This is a genomic window from Herbiconiux sp. (genome assembly GCF_004297105.1).
Classification (GTDB): Bacteria; Actinomycetota; Actinomycetes; order Actinomycetales; family Microbacteriaceae; genus Herbiconiux.
This window is the reverse complement of sequence record NZ_SCVE01000018.1, coordinates 344,850-362,711: the sequence shown is the minus strand read 5'-3', so window position 1 is coordinate 362,711 and position 17,862 is coordinate 344,850. Positions and strand designations below refer to the sequence as shown.

At 69.2% G+C, this 17,862-nt stretch carries 18 protein-coding genes; 11 read left to right on the top strand and 7 right to left on the bottom strand.

The window, feature by feature from the left end; all coding sequences use genetic code 11:
* Nucleotides 1-22: 22 nt before the first annotated feature.
* Nucleotides 23-268 (bottom strand): hypothetical protein, encoded by a 246-nt coding sequence (locus tag EPO52_RS15300; protein WP_290808096.1) that lies wholly within the window; start codon nt 266-268, stop codon nt 23-25.
* 207 nt (nt 269-475) lie between these two features.
* Here EPO52_RS15300 and EPO52_RS15295 point away from each other — a divergent pair, with 207 nt between their 5' ends.
* Together EPO52_RS15295 and EPO52_RS15290 are read left to right on the top strand one after the other, a co-directional pair.
* Complete coding sequence (locus EPO52_RS15295; RefSeq protein ID WP_290808094.1) at nt 476-754, top strand: hypothetical protein; 279 nt, start codon at nt 476-478, stop codon at nt 752-754.
* A gap of 68 nt (nt 755-822) precedes the next feature.
* Nucleotides 823-2,400: a lipid II flippase MurJ gene (locus tag EPO52_RS15290; protein ID WP_290808091.1), complete on the top strand. Its 1,578-nt coding sequence runs from the start codon at nt 823-825 to the stop codon at nt 2,398-2,400.
* Between the two features lie 12 nt (nt 2,401-2,412).
* Here the strand turns inward: EPO52_RS15290 and EPO52_RS15285 are convergent, their stop codons facing one another.
* From EPO52_RS15285 to EPO52_RS15275, 3 genes are all read right to left on the bottom strand, one after another.
* Complete coding sequence (locus EPO52_RS15285; RefSeq protein ID WP_290808088.1) at nt 2,413-3,216, bottom strand: hypothetical protein; 804 nt, start codon at nt 3,214-3,216, stop codon at nt 2,413-2,415.
* Nucleotides 3,217-3,283: 67 nt separating this feature from the next.
* Nucleotides 3,284-4,228: an alpha/beta hydrolase gene (locus EPO52_RS15280; RefSeq protein WP_290808086.1), complete on the bottom strand. Its 945-nt coding sequence runs from the start codon at nt 4,226-4,228 to the stop codon at nt 3,284-3,286.
* Nucleotides 4,229-4,369: 141 nt separating this feature from the next.
* Nucleotides 4,370-4,585 (bottom strand): hypothetical protein, encoded by a 216-nt coding sequence (locus tag EPO52_RS15275; RefSeq protein ID WP_290808084.1) that lies wholly within the window; start codon nt 4,583-4,585, stop codon nt 4,370-4,372.
* Nucleotides 4,586-4,687: 102 nt separating this feature from the next.
* Between EPO52_RS15275 and EPO52_RS15270 the strand changes: the two genes are divergently transcribed.
* Nucleotides 4,688-6,328: a hypothetical protein gene (locus tag EPO52_RS15270; RefSeq protein WP_290808082.1), complete on the top strand. Its 1,641-nt coding sequence runs from the start codon at nt 4,688-4,690 to the stop codon at nt 6,326-6,328.
* Between the two features lie 22 nt (nt 6,329-6,350).
* Here the strand turns inward: EPO52_RS15270 and EPO52_RS15265 are convergent, their stop codons facing one another.
* Nucleotides 6,351-6,698, bottom strand: coding sequence for a DoxX family protein (locus tag EPO52_RS15265; protein ID WP_290808079.1), 348 nt, complete (start codon nt 6,696-6,698; stop codon nt 6,351-6,353).
* A gap of 130 nt (nt 6,699-6,828) precedes the next feature.
* On the opposite strand from EPO52_RS15265, the gene EPO52_RS15260 reads away from it, so the two are divergent.
* The 3 genes from EPO52_RS15260 to EPO52_RS15250 all read left to right on the top strand — a co-directional run bounded on the left by EPO52_RS15260 (nt 6,829) and on the right by EPO52_RS15250 (nt 9,172).
* Complete coding sequence (locus tag EPO52_RS15260; protein ID WP_290808076.1) at nt 6,829-7,428, top strand: TetR/AcrR family transcriptional regulator; 600 nt, start codon at nt 6,829-6,831, stop codon at nt 7,426-7,428.
* A 50-nt stretch (nt 7,429-7,478) separates the two neighbouring features.
* Nucleotides 7,479-8,648, top strand: a complete 1,170-nt coding sequence (locus EPO52_RS15255; protein ID WP_290808073.1) for a cation:proton antiporter — start codon at nt 7,479-7,481, stop codon at nt 8,646-8,648.
* A gap of 263 nt (nt 8,649-8,911) precedes the next feature.
* Nucleotides 8,912-9,172 (top strand): DUF6458 family protein, encoded by a 261-nt coding sequence (locus EPO52_RS15250; protein ID WP_290808070.1) that lies wholly within the window; start codon nt 8,912-8,914, stop codon nt 9,170-9,172.
* Between the two features lie 158 nt (nt 9,173-9,330).
* Here EPO52_RS15250 and EPO52_RS15245 read toward each other — a convergent pair whose 3' ends face one another.
* Complete coding sequence (locus EPO52_RS15245) at nt 9,331-10,269, bottom strand: NADP-dependent oxidoreductase (protein ID WP_290808067.1); 939 nt, start codon at nt 10,267-10,269, stop codon at nt 9,331-9,333.
* 99 nt (nt 10,270-10,368) lie between these two features.
* Here EPO52_RS15245 and EPO52_RS15240 point away from each other — a divergent pair, with 99 nt between their 5' ends.
* A complete protein-coding gene (locus EPO52_RS15240; protein WP_290808064.1) occupies nt 10,369-10,884 on the top strand; it encodes a MarR family transcriptional regulator in 516 nt (171 codons plus the stop codon).
* On the opposite strand, the gene EPO52_RS15235 is transcribed toward EPO52_RS15240, so the two are convergent.
* Nucleotides 10,885-12,513 carry an MFS transporter gene (locus EPO52_RS15235; RefSeq protein WP_290808061.1) on the bottom strand — a complete coding sequence of 543 codons (1,629 nt, stop codon included), beginning with the start codon at nt 12,511-12,513 and terminating at the stop codon, nt 10,885-10,887.
* Nucleotides 12,514-12,732: 219 nt separating this feature from the next.
* Here EPO52_RS15235 and EPO52_RS15230 point away from each other — a divergent pair, with 219 nt between their 5' ends.
* The 4 genes from EPO52_RS15230 to EPO52_RS15215 all read left to right on the top strand — a co-directional run bounded on the left by EPO52_RS15230 (nt 12,733) and on the right by EPO52_RS15215 (nt 17,847).
* Nucleotides 12,733-14,373, top strand: coding sequence for a DUF4407 domain-containing protein (locus EPO52_RS15230; protein ID WP_290808058.1), 1,641 nt, complete (start codon nt 12,733-12,735; stop codon nt 14,371-14,373).
* Between the two features lie 112 nt (nt 14,374-14,485).
* Nucleotides 14,486-15,388, top strand: a complete 903-nt coding sequence (locus tag EPO52_RS15225) for a polysaccharide deacetylase family protein (RefSeq protein WP_290808055.1) — start codon at nt 14,486-14,488, stop codon at nt 15,386-15,388.
* Between the two features lie 163 nt (nt 15,389-15,551).
* Nucleotides 15,552-16,127 (top strand): PadR family transcriptional regulator, encoded by a 576-nt coding sequence (locus EPO52_RS15220; RefSeq protein WP_290808052.1) that lies wholly within the window; start codon nt 15,552-15,554, stop codon nt 16,125-16,127.
* A 4-nt stretch (nt 16,128-16,131) separates the two neighbouring features.
* Nucleotides 16,132-17,847: an AarF/UbiB family protein gene (locus tag EPO52_RS15215; protein WP_290808049.1), complete on the top strand. Its 1,716-nt coding sequence runs from the start codon at nt 16,132-16,134 to the stop codon at nt 17,845-17,847.
* The last annotated feature ends 15 nt before the right edge of the window (nt 17,848-17,862 follow it).

The following is a 17,862-nucleotide window of genomic DNA, read 5'->3' as shown; positions in this document are numbered from 1 at the left end:
TCGCGGTGGAGACGCCAAGGCCCTATTCCGTCGCCTTCGTCTCGCCGAGTGACCTCGTCACAACCGATCCTCCGACCAGCACGAGGCCGAGCGTCATGGCGATCTCCCGCAGGAGGGTGGCGATCGTGCCGGCAACTGCGTGGGGGAAGTCGGCAGACTCGAAGATCAAGGCTAGCCAGCCGTCGGTTACGAGAGCGAGTGCGGTGCCGATTGCCGTCAGGGTCGCTCCCGCGATGAACATCTGGCGGGCGGTGAGGCGTGGGGGCATGTGGACTCCAGTGTTCAGGTGCGGCGGATCGGAGCTCGAGGCGCGGCGGCGTGATCACCGCCTCGAGGAGGAGGGTTCGAACTCGGTGGAGTTCACGAGGAAATCGGTCAGAATAAGTGTATGAGGAATAGTCAGAAACACGCCCCGCGAGGCCCTGTCCTGATCACGGTCAACCGGGCTTTCACCCTGCCGGATGGATCTCCGTACGTGGTTTCGTTCGTGGAGCTGTGGGAGTCGGGCGTGGTGGTGCGCATGGTCGGGCTCGCTGAGGGGTTCGTGCGTCGAGTGCTTCAGCTGGAGTTCGAATTGCTCGATGATCAGGGGGCGCGTTACCCGTTTCGAGCCGCGACGTCGGGCGGGATGGTGCTGCCGGAAGAAGTCACCATTGCCTTCGAGGGGGCGCCGAAGCTGGCGAATTGCTCACACGTAGATGTGCTTGTCGCGGAAGATCGGCTGCGGTTGCTGATGAGCGCAGTCGCTGCGTGACGCGGTGGCGTGCCCGTCCCGAGCTGTTGCTCGGGGCAGGTACTCTCGCGTCTCGCGCGCTCGGGTTTGTGAAGGCGATTCTGCTTGTGGCGGCCATCGGGGGCACGAGCTCGACCGCCGGCGGCCAGATCTTCGATGTTGCCAACACGCTGCCCACCGCGCTGTTCGCCCTCGTCGCCGGCGGGGCGCTCTCGTCGATCTTGATTCCCGAGATCGCCGGCGCCATCCGACGCGACCACGCCGGGGAGGTCGGCGAATCGTCGGTCGCGAACGACATCTCCGGGCAGGAGCACATCGACCAGATTCTGAGCCTCACCGCCTTCGCAGCCGTCATCCTCACCGCGGCGCTCCTGATGTTCGCTCCGATGCTGGTCAACGTCTACGCCCTGGCCTGGCCGGAATCGTGGCTGCGGCTCGGCACACTCATGGCGCTCTGGTGCATCCCCCAGGTGTTCTTCCTCATCCAGTTCGGCACGTTCTCCCAGGTGCTGCTCGCTCACGGGCGCTTCGCCTTCGTCGCCTGGGCGCCGGCGCTCTCCAACGCTGCCACGATCGGATCGCTACTCGTGTTCCTGGCCGTGGTTCCCAGCGGGCTCGTCGACGTGGAGAAGTGGACCCCTTCCATGGTCGCTCTCGTCTGCGGTGGTGCCACCCTGGGAGCGATCGCCCAGTTCGTGCTCGTCGGCATTCCCGTGCTCCGGCTTGGCCACCGACCGCGGTTCCGCATCCGGCCGCAGCGGTTCGCCCGCATCGGGGTCAACGTGCTGTGGGGGTTTCTCGCCGTGCTGTGCTGGCAGGGGTCGTATGTCGTCATCTCCAATGTCGCCTCCGCAGCCGGGGCGCACCTCACGGCATCCGGAATCGACGGGGCCAGCCTCAACTCCCTCTCGAACGCCTACCTCCTCTTCCTGGTGCCGCACGGAGTCATCGCCGTCTCGCTCATCACGGCGTCGTACACCCGGATGAGTCATCACCTCGTCGCGGGCGAGATCACGCCCGCGTGGGCTGAGATCCGGCGCACTGCTCGGCTCGTCGCGGTCGTCTCCGCGCTCTTCACCGTGATTTTCGTGGCGCTCGGGCCTCACATCGGCGTCGCAGTCTGGAATGCCGCGCCCATCGGAGGCGTGCTCGCCGCGCTGGGCACAGGGCTCGGAGCGTTCAGTCTCGTCCTGCTCGTGCAACGCGTTTCCTACGCCCTCGGCGATGCGCGGTCGCCCTTCATCGTGCAGCTGGTCATCGCGGTGGCAACAGTTCTCGGCGTGCTCCTGGTGGGCCTGGTGGCGCAGCCGGCCCATGTGGTCGTGCTCGTGGCGTTGGTGATCAGCGCGGCCACCTGGATGGGGTTGTTGGTGGGGATCGCGCTTCTGGAACGGCGTGCGCGGCTTCGCGACGCCATGAGATCGGTCCGTCACTCCGCGATGGCTCGATCGATCAGACTGGCCGTCGTGGTGCTCGTTGCGACGGGATGCGCCTGGCTGGCCGCATCCGTTCCCGTGGGAGATCCTGGGTGGTCGACTCAGGTCACCGCGCTGGTGAGTGCAGGGATCGGGGGAATCGTCGCCGTGGGCGTGTTCATCGGGCTTGCGCACGCGCTCGGGGAGACCGCCGTGGCCGATATCGCGCGGGTGCTGCGCCGGAAGGGGTGAGCCAGGGCTCCGCTAGTGGATCCCGTTCCAGCCGCGGAGGGAGTGGATTCGGGCTGCTTTCGGGTACGCGCCGGGGGTGGTCGAGCGCGGGCCGATCTCGAAGAGGTCGAGCATCAGCAGCATCGGGTAGTCCGGAGCCTGCGAGGAGCGTGTGACCACCACGCCCTCGCAGCCGATCAGCATTCCCTCGGGGCCCCAGATCACCGACCAGGTGTGCGGCTGGGCTGCGTTCACGGGGATGGCGACCTCCGTCATGTCGGTGACGAGTGAATCGTCGCCGTGGGCCTTGATGCCGCAGCGCGCCCGCGTCTGGGTGCGTCCGATTGCGGCCGCGTCGATCTCGAAGAGGCAGATCTCGCCGCTGTGGAGGGCTGAGAGGTTCTCTGCACCGACCAGCCAGGCCGCGAGCATGCAGCCCTCGTCGACGCTGGCGCTGACCGTCAGATCGATGCGGCCGGATGATGGCGCCCAGAGGAGCCGCTCCGGAGTCTCCGTTCGAACCGTCAGACCGTCAAGCCGATGCCGTTGGGTTCCCCGCTCGGAGCCAACGGGGCCCGAGAAGACGCCGGTCTGGAGGTTCGAGACACGCAGTGGGGCATCCTCTTCTCTCCAGTCGGGCTGATCCTCCTCGATCAGGAGACGGATGCCCGGCTCGCCTGTCAGCTCATAGCGGGCGAGGGATCTCTCGGGCGTGGTCCAGTGGGGGAGGTAGTGGCCGATCCACAGATCGTCCCGGAGCGTCGTCGACGTGAAGTCGTCGCGCACGTCGGGTTCGCGGGTCGGCGCATCCGGAAACGTCTCGCTCACATCGGCCACCACCCGATTCTCGCCGCTCGAGTGCCGCAGCGCGAGACCGAAGGAGCATCGTGCCGGAGCCGACGGGTCAGCGGCTCAGGAACTCCGTCGTCTTCGCCGCGATCTCGGCCGAGAGGGTCTGGTGCAGGTAGTGGCCGCCATCGAGCTGCACCAGCTCGCCACGATCGACCTGGGCGAGCTGGGTCTCGTGCAGCTGCACCCAGCCCGCGACCTCCGGATCGTCGCCGGCCACGAACAGCAGCACCGGCAGGTCGCGAGGGAACTGCTGGGAGCGGGCCGCGGCGAAGTTCTCGGGGGTGCGGGCGATCTCGTCGAGGAGGGTCGGGGTCATCGTGTTGCGGTTGCTGAGGATGGCGAGCTGGCGGCGGGCGGCATCGTCGTAGTCGGCGAGACCGTCGTAGGCGCCGGGGGAGACAGAGCTGAGCACACGGAGGATGCCGAGCTGCTTGAGCGCATCCAGGCCGTCGACCGGGGTCGGCTCCTCGCTGCCGGGCTGGCCAGGAACGCTCGTGTCGATGCCCACGAACGCGGTCACCTCGTCGCGGAAACGGCTGAGGTACTCGAGCCCGTAGATGCCCGCGATCGAATGGCCGGCGAGCACGTAGCGGTCGATCCCCAGGGCCTGAAGGGCCTCGTGCACCTCGCCGGCGATGGCGGCGGATGTGCGGGGTGCGTCGGTCTGGTCGCTGAGCCCGTACCCGAACGGCTCGACCACCACCACGCGGAAGTCGTCATCCAGCCGATGCACGAGAGGCGCGAAATCGAGTGCGGGTGAGGGGGTGCCGAGGCCGGGCAGGAGCACGATCGTGTCGGCCCCATCCGATTCGCTGCCGCTGACGACCACGTTCATGTTCTTGCCGTCGACCGGCACCAGGTGCCCGTAGGTCTCGAGCTCGGCGTCCTCCGACGCCGAGGCGACGGCGTTCACCGTCGTGGTCGTCACCAGGCCGAGCGCCAGGATCCCGACCACGGATGCGAGGGAGAGGAGGGTGATCGTGATGGGCTTGTGCATGGGAACCGATCGCGGAGAGCAGGGTGGAGCCGCCCGGGAGGATGCGGTGTTCCCATCCTCGCGATCGGGAGGGCGACGGGGATCAGGCCCTGGGCTGAGAGTGGTCCGCCGCTCGGGGGATATCCGGGTCGCCCGGCCGCCTCACGAGTCGGTCTTGCGCGTCTCCGCGGCGATCTCCTTCGCGATCGACACCACCCACGGGTTCGCCGACCAGAGGCCGTCTTTACCCTTCTTGTAGAGAACGTCTTCGATACCGCGTCTCACGGCGGCCCGGATGACCGCCGAGAGGATCAGGATCGCGATGACGAAGCCGATGACGTAGATGACGATGGCGATGATCGCGCCGGATGTGTCCATGAGTTCCCCCTAGATGGTGTTCTGAATCAGCCGGGCCGGTTCTGGGCCCCCTCCGAGCTTGCCCCAGGCAACACGGATTCGGATGCGTTAGCGTCGCTGTTCGTGTCGAAAGAAGCGGGTCAGGAGCAGCGGGTGTCGCGCGGAGCGGGCATCCGCGTGCGCGAGGCCGACCTCGGGGCCCGTTCCCTCATCGGGAGCGGAGCCGCCACCGAGGTGCACCGGCTCCAGGCTTTCACCGTGCCCGGGCATCAGGGCGGGCTCGCGTTCGTGAGCATCCGTGATCGGGCCGCGACGCAGAGCGATTCGGCCGCCCTTTCCCAGCTCGTGGCGATGCGGTGGGCCCTCGACGCGGGGGAGCGCGCGACACTCGATGGCATCGCCGCCTGGCCTGTCGCTGTCGTGGAGGGCGACGACGGGGCCGTGGTGGGGTGCCTCGTGCCCTTGGCGCCGCATCCGTTCTACTACGTGCCCTCGGATGACTCGAAACAGAACAAAGCACCTCAAAGCGCGAAGTGGCTCGTCGTGGCGCCGAAGCGAGCCCGCCGCGCCGGGGCCGCCGCACTGGGCGAACGGGATCTGGTTGCCCGCTGCACCGTGCTCGCGCGGGTGAGCCTGCTGTTCGAGCTGCTGCATCGGAACGGGATCGTGTTCGGCGATCTGTCGGAGCGATCGGTGCTGTTCGGCGCCGGTGAGGTCGCCGAGGCATTCGTGGTCGGCGGCGAAGGCGCCGCGGTGGCGCATGCCGGTGACGACGAGCCTCGGCTTCAGCGCAACAGCGCGGGGTGGGCGGCGCCCGAGTCGTTCCCCGAGATGCCCGAGGGCGACGACAGAACGGATGTCTCGCTCTCGACGGTGCCGTCGGTGCAGACCGTCGGCACCGATCGGTACAAGCTCGCCCTGCTGATTCTGCGGGTGCTCGCGCCGGCCGGCGACGGGCTCGAGCGCAGCCGGGACGCCGACCGCATGCGGAGCGTGCTCGACGAGACCGGGCAGCGGATGATGCACGACGGGCTCGGCGACGATCCCGTGGGGCGGCCGACCGCATCGGAGTGGTATCAGTACCTGCGCGGAGTGATCATCGCGAATCTCTCGGCACCCGTGATCTCGCGCGTCTCGGTGAGCCCGGCTCTCGTGGCCGAGGGCGACGAGGTGCGGCTGACGGTCGAGGTCTCGGGCGCGTCGCGGCTCACCATCGAGATGCCCGGGCGGGCCGACATCACGCGCGATGTGGGGTCGCGGGTGGTGACCGAGCGGTTCACAGCGCGGCAGACCGGGCGCATCGGCATCCGCGTCTCGAACGAGCACGGGGAGGCGACCGCGGTGACGAACGTGGTGCGGGTGCTGCCCGTGCCCACACCGTCGCACCTCGCCGTCGCGACCCCCGTGGTGCCGGAAGGTCTCGGAGTGCTGCCCGATCTGTCTTCGCTGGAGGCGGCGATGGGCATCTCGCTGGCGCCGGTGTCCGGTGCCTCCGGGTCCTCCGGTGCTTCCGGGTCTTCCGGGCCGGAGGCCCAGGCGCGCTCGCCGTTCGACCGGGTGGCGGAGTTGAGACGAGGGCTCGACGCCGACGCGATGCCGCTGAGGGATGTGCTGCGCATCGGCGTCGAAGCCGAGCGGGTGAGCCGCGAGCGCCTCTTCCCGTCGTTCGAGGAGTTCTTGGACGACGTGGCGTCCGCCACCGACGAGGTGGTCGAACCCGATTCCCGAACGGATGACCCGCCGAGGAACCGCGACCGCCTCTGACCGAGGCGGCCACGACCGTCGGTCACACGCTCAGGATCAGCAGCACCAAGGTCGCGATCGCGAGCAGGAGCAGAACGGCGGCCGGTGCGACGCCGCGGTCGCGCTTGCGCACGTGCGCGATGATCGCGCCGATGAAGTAGATCACGGTGCCGATGGCCGCGGCGATCGCCAGCGGGATCCACCAGATGCCGATGATCAGGCCGATCGCCGCCAGCAGTTCGAGCGAACCGAGCACCGTCAACATCGGCGGGGTCACGCCCAGGCCGCCGAGCTGCGTCACGATGGCGGGCGCGCGGCGGAGCTTCTGGATTCCCGAGCCGGCCAGGGCCAGGGCGAGGAGGATCGAGACGACGATGGCAATGATGTGCATGAGTGCTCCGATGTGTGAAACGAACAGGTGTCTCCGTTTCAATCCGGAGAGTACTCTCCGTATTCCTCCTTTTCGTGTATTTCTTCCGTAGCATCTGAAGACGACCGCAACCGACAGAGCGGAGAACCGGATGCCTCGCAAAGACGTCGTGCGCAATCGCGCCCGCCTCGTGGCTGCCGCCCGTGACGCCTTCGCGCGCCACGGCCTCGATGCGCCCCTGGAGCCGATCGCGAGCGCCGCCGGCGTGGGCAATGCCACCCTCTACCGGCACTTCCCGACCCGCGCCGATCTCTGGCAGAGCGTTCTCGAAGACCCGCTGCTCGAGGTCACCGAACTCGCCGCGGCGGCCCTCGAGCGCGACGATGCGTGGCTCGGTCTCGAGCAGTTCCTCCGCGGCCTCTGCGAGTTCGAGGCCCAGGAAGAGGGCTTCACCACCCTGATGACCGCCTCGTTCGACGGCGCTCCCCGGTTGGCCGAGCTGCGTGCCGGCATCCGGAACAGCATCGACGCCCTGGTGGAGCGGGCCCACGAGCAGAAGTCGATCCGGGCTGACGTCGTCGCGGCCGATTTCGCGGTGATCATCCTCTCCGTGGCCGGCGTGATCGAGGCGACGAAGGACCTGGATCCGCTCGCCTGGAGCCGGCACCTCGACATCATCCTCGACGGCATCCGCACCCCCACGCCCACGCCCCTGCCCTCCGGCTCGACCGCGTGCTCCACACTCATCTGACGGGGCGAGACAGGCGACGCGGGAGTGCACGGCGGCACTAGCCTGCAGATGTGAGCTTCTTGCTACTCGCACTCGTGGTGCTGGTGGGCCTGCTCGGCCCGCTCCTCGCCGCGCGGTCGGCATGGCGGATTCCGGTCGTCGTGGGCGAGATCGTCGGCGGACTGGTGATCGGCACGACCGGGTTCCAGCTGGTCGATCCTCGGCTCGACGACTTCCAGCTCCTGGCGAACATCGGCTTCGGCCTCACGATGGTGGTGGCGGGATCCCACGTCCCCGTATCCGACCCCACGGTGCGGCAGGCGCTGGTGCGCGGGCTGCTCGGGGCCGTCGCCGTGGGTGCCGCCGCGGCTCTGCTGGGTACCGCGATCGCCGTGGGCTTCGGCACCGGTCACGCCGCCCTCTACGGGGTGGTGATCGCGTCGTCGTCGGCGGCGCTCGTGCTGCCGATGATGCAGTCGCTCGGGCTGAAGGGCACGTCGTTCACCCGATTGGTGGCGCAGATCGCGGTGGCCGATGTGGTGTGCATCGTGCTGCTCCCGCTGGTCATCGCTCCGGATGCGGCGCTGTGGCCGGCCGTGGGGGCCATCGTGATCGCGATCGCCGCCGTTCTGCTGGCCGTCGTGCTGCGACGGGTGGGCCGGCACACCGATCGGCGCCGGCGATTCCACGCCTTCTCCGAGCGCCGTCGGTTCGCCCTGGAGCTGCGGTTCAGCCTGCTCGTGCTGTTCGCCTTTGCGGCGATCGCGCAGTTCGCGAGCCTGTCGATCATGCTCGCGGGCTTCGCCTTCGGGCTCGTGCTGGCTTCCGTGGGCGAGCCGCGGCGTCTGGCGCGGCAGCTGTTCGGGCTGACCGAGGGGTTCTTCGGTCCTCTGTTCTTCGTGTGGCTGGGCGCCTCGGTCGACCTCCGGGCGGTCGTCGCCCAGCCGTCGATGATCCTGCTCGGCCTCGCCCTCGGCGCGGCTGCGGTGCTCGCGCACCTGGCGGCCCGGGCCACCGGACTGCCGGCGGTGCAGGCCGTGGCGGCGGCGGGCCAACTGGGTGTGCCGGTCGCCGCCGTGACGCTCGGACTGCAGTCGGGCCTGCTCGCTCCGGGGGAAGACGGCGCGCTCCTGGTCGGCGCGGTCGTGGCTCTTGCGTTCTCCGCCTGGGCCACGGGCCGGATGCGGCCGCAGCCCGACTCGGGCGCCCCCACGAAATCGGCGCAGGGCATCCCGCACTGACGCCGGACCCCGCTGGGCCTCGGCTGCACCGCGGTTCACTCAGGGGCCCGGATGCAGGCCCGCCGACGCCGTGGGGATGTCGCTGGGATCGCGCCAGATCACCTCGGCCGGCTGCGATCGCCCCGAATCCTCCGTGCACCGAACACCACGCGTCATGGTAGGCATGACCGCAGACGGCGGCAACGACCACTTCATCATCACGTGATGTGCAGTCACGCCGTCTCGACCGGGCGAAAATCTCGCCCTGTCACTCGGAGGACATCATGGGTATCGGCACAGGCATCGCACTTTTCGTGATCGGAGCGATTCTGGCGTTCGCGGTGAACATCGATCTCGGCGGCGTCGTCGACCTCGCGCTGATCGGATACATCCTCATGGGTGCCGGCGTCGTGGTGTTCCTGCTCAGCCTCATCTTCGTGCTGCGTCGCCGCCAGACGGTCGCGACCACCCGCACCGCGGTCGACCCCGCCAGTGGAGAACAGGTCACCCGCAGTACGCGTGACAGCAACGATCCGCTCGTCTGAGCCTCGCAACACCGCCACCGACGCCACGCCGCGGAGTTCCCCCGTCACCGGTGGGCTCCACGATGGTCGCGCTCAGCGCTGGAGGCCCTAGAGGGGTTTGACCCGCCGATCGAGAGGCCGCGTCCCGTGAGTTGCTCACGGGCGCGGCCTCGTCTCGTTCAGGCGAGAGCCGGCACCACCACGACCTTGCCGCGCAGCGTTCCCGCCGCGGATTGCTCGTGAATGCTCGCCAGTTCCTCGAGCGGCACCTGGCGGGCCACCTCCACTCCCAGTTCACCCGCATCGACGAGAGACACGATGTCGGCGAGCTGTGCGGCATCGCTCCGCACGTAGACGACCACCGAGCGAACACCGCGGTCGGCGTCGTCGGGCGCCGGCATCCACGCCGTGGTGCTCACCACCACTCCACCGTCGCGCACCCGCGCCACCAGCGCCGTGAACTCCTCCGGCGTGATCGGAGCCAGGTTGAGCAGCACGTCCACCGGCTCGGCGACCGCGTCGAGAAGAGCGGATGACGTGTGGTCGATGACTTCGTCGGCCCCGGCCGCGCGCACGCTCGCGCTGCTGCGCGGGCTGGCCGTGGCGATGACGTGGGCGCCCGCGCGCTTCGCGAACTGCACCGCGTATCCGCCCACCGTTCCGCCCGCTCCCACGATGAGGACGCGCTGGCCCGACTGCAGGGCCGCCTCCTCGAGCAGCGCCTGCCAGGCGGTGAGCGCAACCGAGGGGATGGCTGCCGCATCCGTCAGCGGGATGCTCGTGGGTGCGGCCACCAGCACGTTCGCGGGGGCGATCACGAACTCCGCCGCCGCGCCCGGTGCCGTCATCGGAAGGAAGCCGATGACCGCGTCGCCCACGGCGAGCAGGGTGACATCCGCCCCGACCGCGTCGATCGTTCCTGCGACGTCGTAGCCCGGCGTGTGCGGCAGCGTCACGGGGATGGGCAGGTAGCCGGCCCGGATGCCGTTGTCGGCCTGGTTGAACGCCGCTGCGGCGACGCGGATGCGTACCTCGCCGGGGCCCGGGTTCGGCGTCGCGACCTCCTCGACCTGCAGAACCTCGGGTGCGCCGTGCTGGTGGAAACGTGCTGCCTTCATGATGATCTCGCTTTCGCTTCGTCGAAGAGTGCTTCGATGTCGAAGCAACTGAGGATGACGTTAGCACTGCTTCGATATCGAAGCAAGTAGGATGGTGGCATGACCGATGACGCCGCCTCCCTCGACCCCGCCGAGCTCGGCGCCTACTTCGCCCTGATCGAGGTGAGCAGCCTGCTGCGCCATGCCATCGAGCTGCAGCTGAAAGACGCGGGCGGTCTCAGCTACGTGCAGTTCCAGCTGCTGGCGACGCTCGGCGACGCGCCGGCCGGCAGCAAGCGGATGACCGACCTCGCCGACGGCGTGGTCTACAGCCGCAGCGGGCTCACCCACCAGGCGGGGCTGCTCGAGGCGGCCGGCCTCGTCACCCGAGCCCCCTCGGTCGACGACGAGCGAAGCGTGACGGTGACGATCACGGATGCGGGGCGCGCCGTGCTGGCGAAGGTCTTCCCCGGGCACATCGACGTGCTGAAGAAGATGTTCCTGGCCCCGCTCCGGCGCGACGACGTCGAGCAGCTGGGGCGCTCGCTCACGGTGGTGCGAGACCACATGCGCTCGACGCCTCCGCGCTCGGCCGCCCCACGGAGGCGTCGCGCCGGTGGCCGCGGCGCCGAGTGATCAGGCGCGCCGGGAAGCGCTCAGGCGCGGATCCCTCTTCGGTCGCCGCGGAACCTCCGACGGAATGCCCCGGGAGAAGAGCAGCGCCAGCGCGGAGATGACGATGAGCCCGAAGAAGGCGACCCTCAACGACGACAGCTGCGAGTCCCGGTAGATCGTGGCGAGCTGCCCGGCCTCGCTGTCGCTGAGGCCTGCCTTCTCGCCGAGTGCCGCAACCGTGTCGGCGGGCACGATCGTGACGCCCTTCTCCGTGGCCTCGCTGATCAGGCTTCGTGCTTGCGCCGGCAGATCGCTCGAGGCGACACCGCCCGCGAACGACGTGGCGAGCGCACCGATCAGGATCGACCCGATGAGCGCGGTGCCGAGCGACGAACCCAGGTTCTGGAACACCCCCTGCAGGCCGCCGACCTCGCTCGACTCCTTCTCGGTGACGGCAGACATGTTCACGTTGCCGAGCTGGGAGGCGAGAAGGCCGAGCGCGGCACCCGCCAGGAACATCCCGGCGGCGAAGAGCGCGCTGCGCAGATCCTCCGTCGCCGCCGCCAGCAGAAGGAGCGCGCTGAGCACGAGTGTCAGCTGCCCCACGCGAACGATCCGCCGCGGCGACCAGAGGGTCGACAGCCGTGTGCCCACGATCGAGAACAGGATGAGCGACACCGAGAGCGGAAAGATCTTGATGCCCGTGTCGAGGGCGTCGAGGCCCAGCGTCATCTGCAGGTACACCGGCACCATGAAGAAGAGCCCGGCCGTCACCGCATACTGGGCGCCGAGCACCGACAGTCCACTCCGCAGCTGGCGGATCGAGAACATCTCGACGTGCACGAGCGGATCCCGACCACGTCGTACGAGCGACGACTGCCGGCGAATGAAGGCCGAGATCAGCACCACCCCGGCGAGGATCAACCACGCGGTCAGTGAGATGCCGAGCGGCGCGATCGCGACCCCGCCGATCTCGGGGGAGGCGAGCGGCTGGAACCAGCCCCAGGTCTTGCTCTGCAGCATTCCGAACACCACGAACACGAGGCCGGAGGCCGACAGGAGCACGCTCGGGATGTCGATGCGGCCGGGCACGCGGGAGGTCGCATCCGTCACCCGGCGGGAGAAGAGCACCACGGCCGCCATGATCACCACCTCGGCCAGGAAGACGTAGCGCCAGCTGAAGTAGGTGGTGACGAAGCCGCCGATGAGCGGGCCCGCCGCCACCGCGGCCCCCGACACGGCGCCGATGATCGCATACGCGGTGATGCGATCGCTGTCCTTGTAGTTGTCGGCCACGAGGGCGGCGATGGCGGGGATGACCAGAACGGCACCGAGGCCCTCGATGATCGACCACCCGAAGAAGAGAAAGGCGATGTTCGGGCTCAGGGCGGTGATGAGCGAACCCGTGGCGTAGACGCAGGCGCCGATCACGAACGCGCGGCGACGACCCCAGATGTCGCCGAGTTTCGCACCGAGCAGCATCACGGCCGCCATCGTGAGCGTGTAGAACGTGATGGCCGCCTGCATGGCCCCCACCGAGGTGTCGAGGTCGCGCACCACGGTCGAGATCGACACGTTCATCACCGTGCCATCGAGCACCATCACGAACTGCGCGGCGCCCAGGATGATCACCACCGACCACTTCTTCATGTTCGACGTCCTCCACGGGGCTGCAACTCGGGTGAGCGACATCATCCTCTTCCCGGGCCCGCCTGACCAGCGGGACCAAAGTCAGGGCACAGGCGCATGCCAGGGAACGCGGATGCTCATGGGGTAGCTTCGCTCCTCGTGTCGGGAAGGCCGGGCGCGCGGCTTCGGGCGCGCATCCGTCGTCCTGGCCGACGTCACCTCCCGAAAGGTCGCCGCCGCATGGCTCGTCGCAACACCACCAACCCCGTCTCCGACTTCATGTCGTGGCTCGGCGGTGCCCGGCTCGATGTGCTGAGGGACTCGCCCGGCGATCGCGCGCGCTTCGTCGCGATGGGCGGCGTCATCCTGAGCACCGCGTTCCTGTCGGCCGTGTCGGCGGCGTTCGCGCTCAAGATGGCCGTGGGGGCGCCGATCGCCGTCGCGATCCTGGTGGGTGTCTTCTGGGGCGTGATCATCCTCAATCTCGACCGTCTGCTGATCATCGGCATGGCCAAGCAGAAGGGCGTGGCGCGCAACATCGGGCTCGCGCTGCCCCGCGTGGCCCTCGCGCTCATCATCGGCACCGTCATCTCCACACCGCTCACGCTGCAGATCTTCTCCGCCGAGATCAACTCGGAGATCCAGGTGATGCAGGCCGAGCAGAAGGCGGCGTTCGAGGAGCGGATGGCGTCGGATCCGCGATTCGCGGCGATCCCCGACCTCGAGACGTCGATCGCGTCGAATCAAGCCATCGTCGACCAGGGGCTTCAGACCGATCTGTCGTCCGACCCGAACTATGCCGCCGCGGTGGCGGCGACGGCCTCGGCTCAGGCCGCCTATGACGCGGCTCAGGCGGCCTATCTGGCGGAGATCGACGGCACCGGGGGCACGGGCATCCGGGGCGACGGAGCGGTGACGCAGTCGAAGCTCACCGCGATGCAGGCCGCCGAGGCGCGGCTCACCGCCGCGCAGGCGGCTCAGGATGCGGCCGAGGCCACGGCCACGGCGAATCTCGCGACATCCGCCCAGAGCCGGCTGGATGCCGCCACCGAACAGCTGGCCGCCGACAAGCAGACGCTCGCCACCGCCCAGTCGCAGCGCGACTCGGAGCAGGCGGCGTACGACAGCGCCGTCGACAACAGCGCGGGGCTGCTGTCGCGGCTCGAGGCGCTGTTCCGGCTCGGGGAGACGAATGCGCTGCTGAACGTGGCGCACATCATGATCGCGCTGTTGTTCATCTGCATCGAACTGCTGCCGGTGATCGTGAAGGTGCTGTCGAACCTGGGCGTGCCGACGGCGTACGACCGGATTCTCGAGCTGCGGGAAGACGGCGAGGTGTCGGGCGGTGCCCAGTGGGCGGCAGCCCGCGCGGATGCGATCGGGGTCGAGGCCTCGGTGCAGGTCGCGGTGGCCGAGGATCGGGCGGCGCGTCAGGTGAAGTTCGGCAAGAAGGTCAACAAGGCTGTTCTCGCGCAGCAGGAGGCCGTGATCACGCGGGCGCTCGAGGTGTGGGGCTCGTACGCGTCGGAGCGGGCCGCGGCGCGCATGGGGGAGTGGGAGCGCGAGCTGGAGGAGTCGGAGAGCGCCGCGGGTGCGGCGGCCCCGGCCGCGTCGGCGCGGCAGATCGCCCCTGCGCCCGACCGCGCATCGCTGCAGGATGCGGCCACCGCACCGTTCGTGGCGGTCGATCTCGGGGCCACGGCGGATCTCACCGCGGATCTGGCCCAGCTCGGGTTCGACCCCGACGCCACGATGCCCGTCGACCCCGCGGCGAGTGCTCTGCCCGGGCGCTCGAACGGTCGCGTGCCGGCCAAGCCGCCGGCGCGCAATGCCGATCGCGCCGCCTTCCTCCGCAGAGCAGGTCTGCCCGACGAGCTCTGACGCCCGGGGCCGTCGTCTCGAGGGTGACACCCGAACGGGTGGTATCAAAGTGAGCGGGTCTCACCTAGGGTGAGTGGGTCGGCCATCGTGGTCTGGCGCATTGGAGTTGATGGTGACCACCCCACGGCACGCGCGTGGGCCCGAGCCGTCCGGGGTCGTGACCCGGCGGGTGTTCCTCGGGGCGCTCGGGCTCGGTGCGGTGGCGGTCGGCACGGTCGTGGTCGGAATGTCGGTCGCCGCGGTGCCGTCCGGCACGACAGCTGCCGGGGCGTCGGGCGGCCCGACGCCGAGTGGTGGGCCAAGCCCCTCCGCGACGCCCACACCGACCCCTACCCCCACCCCCACGCCGACACCGACGGCCACGCTCGTAGCATCCGTGCCCCCACTCGACAAGGTGCCGCTTCCCGGTGGCACCCTCACCGGGCTGCCGGGCGACGGGAACCTGCTCGCCTGGACGGTGGATGACGGGTCGGATGCGGAGGTCATCCGCCTCTACACCGAGTTCGCCGCCCGCAGCGGCACGCGACTGACGTTCTTCCTGAACGCCACCTACCCGGGCTGGGCGCAGCACGCCGACATCCTGCGGCCTCTCGTGCAGTCGGGGCAGATCCAGCTCGGCAACCACACGTTCGACCACGCCGACCTCACCAGCCTGAGCGACGCGGGCGTCATCGATCAGCTGCAGCGCAACCACGACTTCATCCAGAGCACGTTCGGCGTGGATGCGCGGCCGTACTTCCGGCCGCCGTACGGCTATCACGACGACCGGGTCGACGCGCTCGCCGCCAGCATCGGCTACACCTGCCCGGTGCTCTGGTACGGCTCGCTCTCCGACTCGGGGCTCATCACCGAGCAGCAGGAGGTCGACTTCGCGACGCAGTGGTTCCTGCCGCAGCACATCGTGATCGGGCACCTCAACTTCATGACGGTGACGAACGTCTTCCCGCAGCTCGAGGCACTCATCGCCGCGCGCGGCCTCCGCACGGTGACCCTGAACGACGTCTTCGAGCCGTGACCGCCCGGCGCGCCGATGATCGAGTTCGTCGGGATCGCGCCGTCGCCATCGGCCGCTGGCTGGTGATCGGCTGAATGAACGGATTCCGGCACGTCGGATGCGCGGCGGGGTGTATATCGTTGAGTATCGTTCGCGCGTTGCGGCGCTACAGAGGAGGTTCGTCATGAGTGGGTTCTCAGCGGGAGGGTTCGGCGGAGCCGGGGCCGGTAGGGGCAGCGGCGCCGACGGCATCTGGGAGGCGATGGAGCAGTTCCGCGCCAAGTTCGAGAAGCGCGTCGGCAGCCGGATGGGTCGCGGCGACGTGAAGGCGGCGGTGCTCGCGTTGCTCGCGGAGCAGCCGATGCACGGCTACCAGATCATCCACGAGATCGAGGAGCGCAGCGGCGGCAGCTGGAAGCCCAGCGCCGGCTCGGTGTACCCCACGCTCCAGCTGCTGGCCGATGAGGGGCTCGTCGAAGCCGCGGAATCGAACGGCCGCAAGACCTACTCGCTCACCGAGGCCGGTCGTGCCGTGGCGAGCGCCGACGCCTCGCCATGGGCCGCATCCGGAGACGACAGCGGCGCCGGTGGCCGCAGCGGCAGGGGTGGCGACTTCGGCGCTCTGCCGAAGGCCGGCTTCGAGCTCGCCCAGGCCGCAGCCCAGGTGGGCCGCACCGGAACCCCGGAGCAGATCAAGGCCGCCGTCGCCGAGCTCGAGGAGTCGCGCAAGCGCCTCTACTCGATCCTCGCCCAGGACTGACCGGGTGACATCCGTTCGCCCCGACCGGGGCGACGCCGTTCCCGATGCCCGGGTGGCGAAAGCCCGCTACCGCCGCATCCTGCGGTTCGCGGGCTGGAACCTCGCGGTGACGTGGTGGTACGAGTTGCTGCTGCCACGCATCGGTCTCACCCGCATCACCGAACGCACCCGGGCGCGACGGATGACGCGCTTCGCGCGCCGCTTCCACGTGCTCGCCGTCGATCTCGGCGGGCTCATGATCAAGGTCGGGCAGTTCATGTCGTCGCGCCTCGATGTGCTTCCACCCGAGATCACGAAGGAGCTCGAAGGGCTTCAGGACGAGGTGCCGGCGGTTCCCTTCGCCCTGATCAAACAGCTGGCCGAATCCGAACTCGGGATGCCGTTGTCGCGCGCCTTCGCGTGGGTCGACGAGACGCCGGTGGCCGCCGCATCCCTCGGCCAGGCCCATCGCGCGCGACTGGCACCGTCCGATGCCGCCGACACCGGGCTCGAGGCCGTGGTGCTCAAGGTGCAACGGCCCGGCATCGACGAGATCGTCACGGTCGACCTCGCGGCCCTGCGCCGCGTCGGAGGCTGGCTCAGCCACGTGCGCCTCGTCTACTCCCGCGTCGATGCGCCGGCGCTCGTGGAGGAGTTCGCCGCCACCTCACTCGAAGAGATCGACTACCTGCACGAGGCCGCGAGCTCGGTGCGGTTCGCCGCCGCCTTCGCCGACGACCCGCGGGTCGGCGTGCCGGAGGTGGTGTGGGAGCGGTCGACCCGCAAGGTGCTGACCCTCGAAGACGTGACGGCCATCAAGATCACGGATGCGGCTGCCCTCACCGCTGCGGGCATCGACCCCGCCACGGTGGCACCGGTGTTCGCCGCCGTGATGTTCGACCAGCTCTTCACGAACGGCTTCTTCCACGCCGACCCGCACCCCGGCAACATCTTCGTGACCCCGCTTGCGGATGCACCGGAGGGCGCACCGTCGTGGAAGCTCACCTTCATCGACTTCGGCATGATGGGCGAGGTCGGCGCCACCACCCGCAGTGGTCTGCGCAAGATGCTCATCGCCGCCGCGTCGCGCGACGGCAAGGGGCTCGTGGCGGCGGCTCAAGAGCTCGGCGTGCTGCTGCAAACAGCCGAGACGGCCGAGCTCGAACGCGCCCTGACACAACTCTTCGCGCGGTTCGGCGGCATGGGGTTCGCGGAACTGCGCGAGGTGGATCCGCGGGAGTTCCGCGAGTTCGGCGAGCAGTTCGGGCACGTGGTGAGGTCGCTGCCGTTCCAGCTGCCCGAGAACTTCCTGCTCATCATCCGGGCCATGTCGCTCACCTCGGGGGTGTGCAGCGCGCTCGATCCGGGATTCAACCTGTGGAATTCGGTGGAGCCGTATGCGCAGCAGTTGATCCGGGAGGAGCGCGGCAACCTCGCTCAGGATCTCGGCAAGCAGGCCCTCGAGAACCTCGGCATCGCCTGGCGGCTGCCGAAGCGCCTCGACGAACTGGTGACGCGGGTCGACGAGGGCTCCCTCTCGGTGTCGAGTCCGACGCTCGAGCGGCGGGTGGCGCGGGTCGAGCGCTCCGTGGGGCGCGTGGTGTCGGCGGTGCTCTTCGGCGCGTTGCTCGTGGCGGGCGCGATCGTGCGTGCCGACGACGCGGTGTTCGGCACGGTGCTCATGATCGCGAGCGTGCTGCCGCTGCTGCACGCCGTGTTCTCGGGCCGCCGCAGCTTCTGAGGGTCATCGGATCAG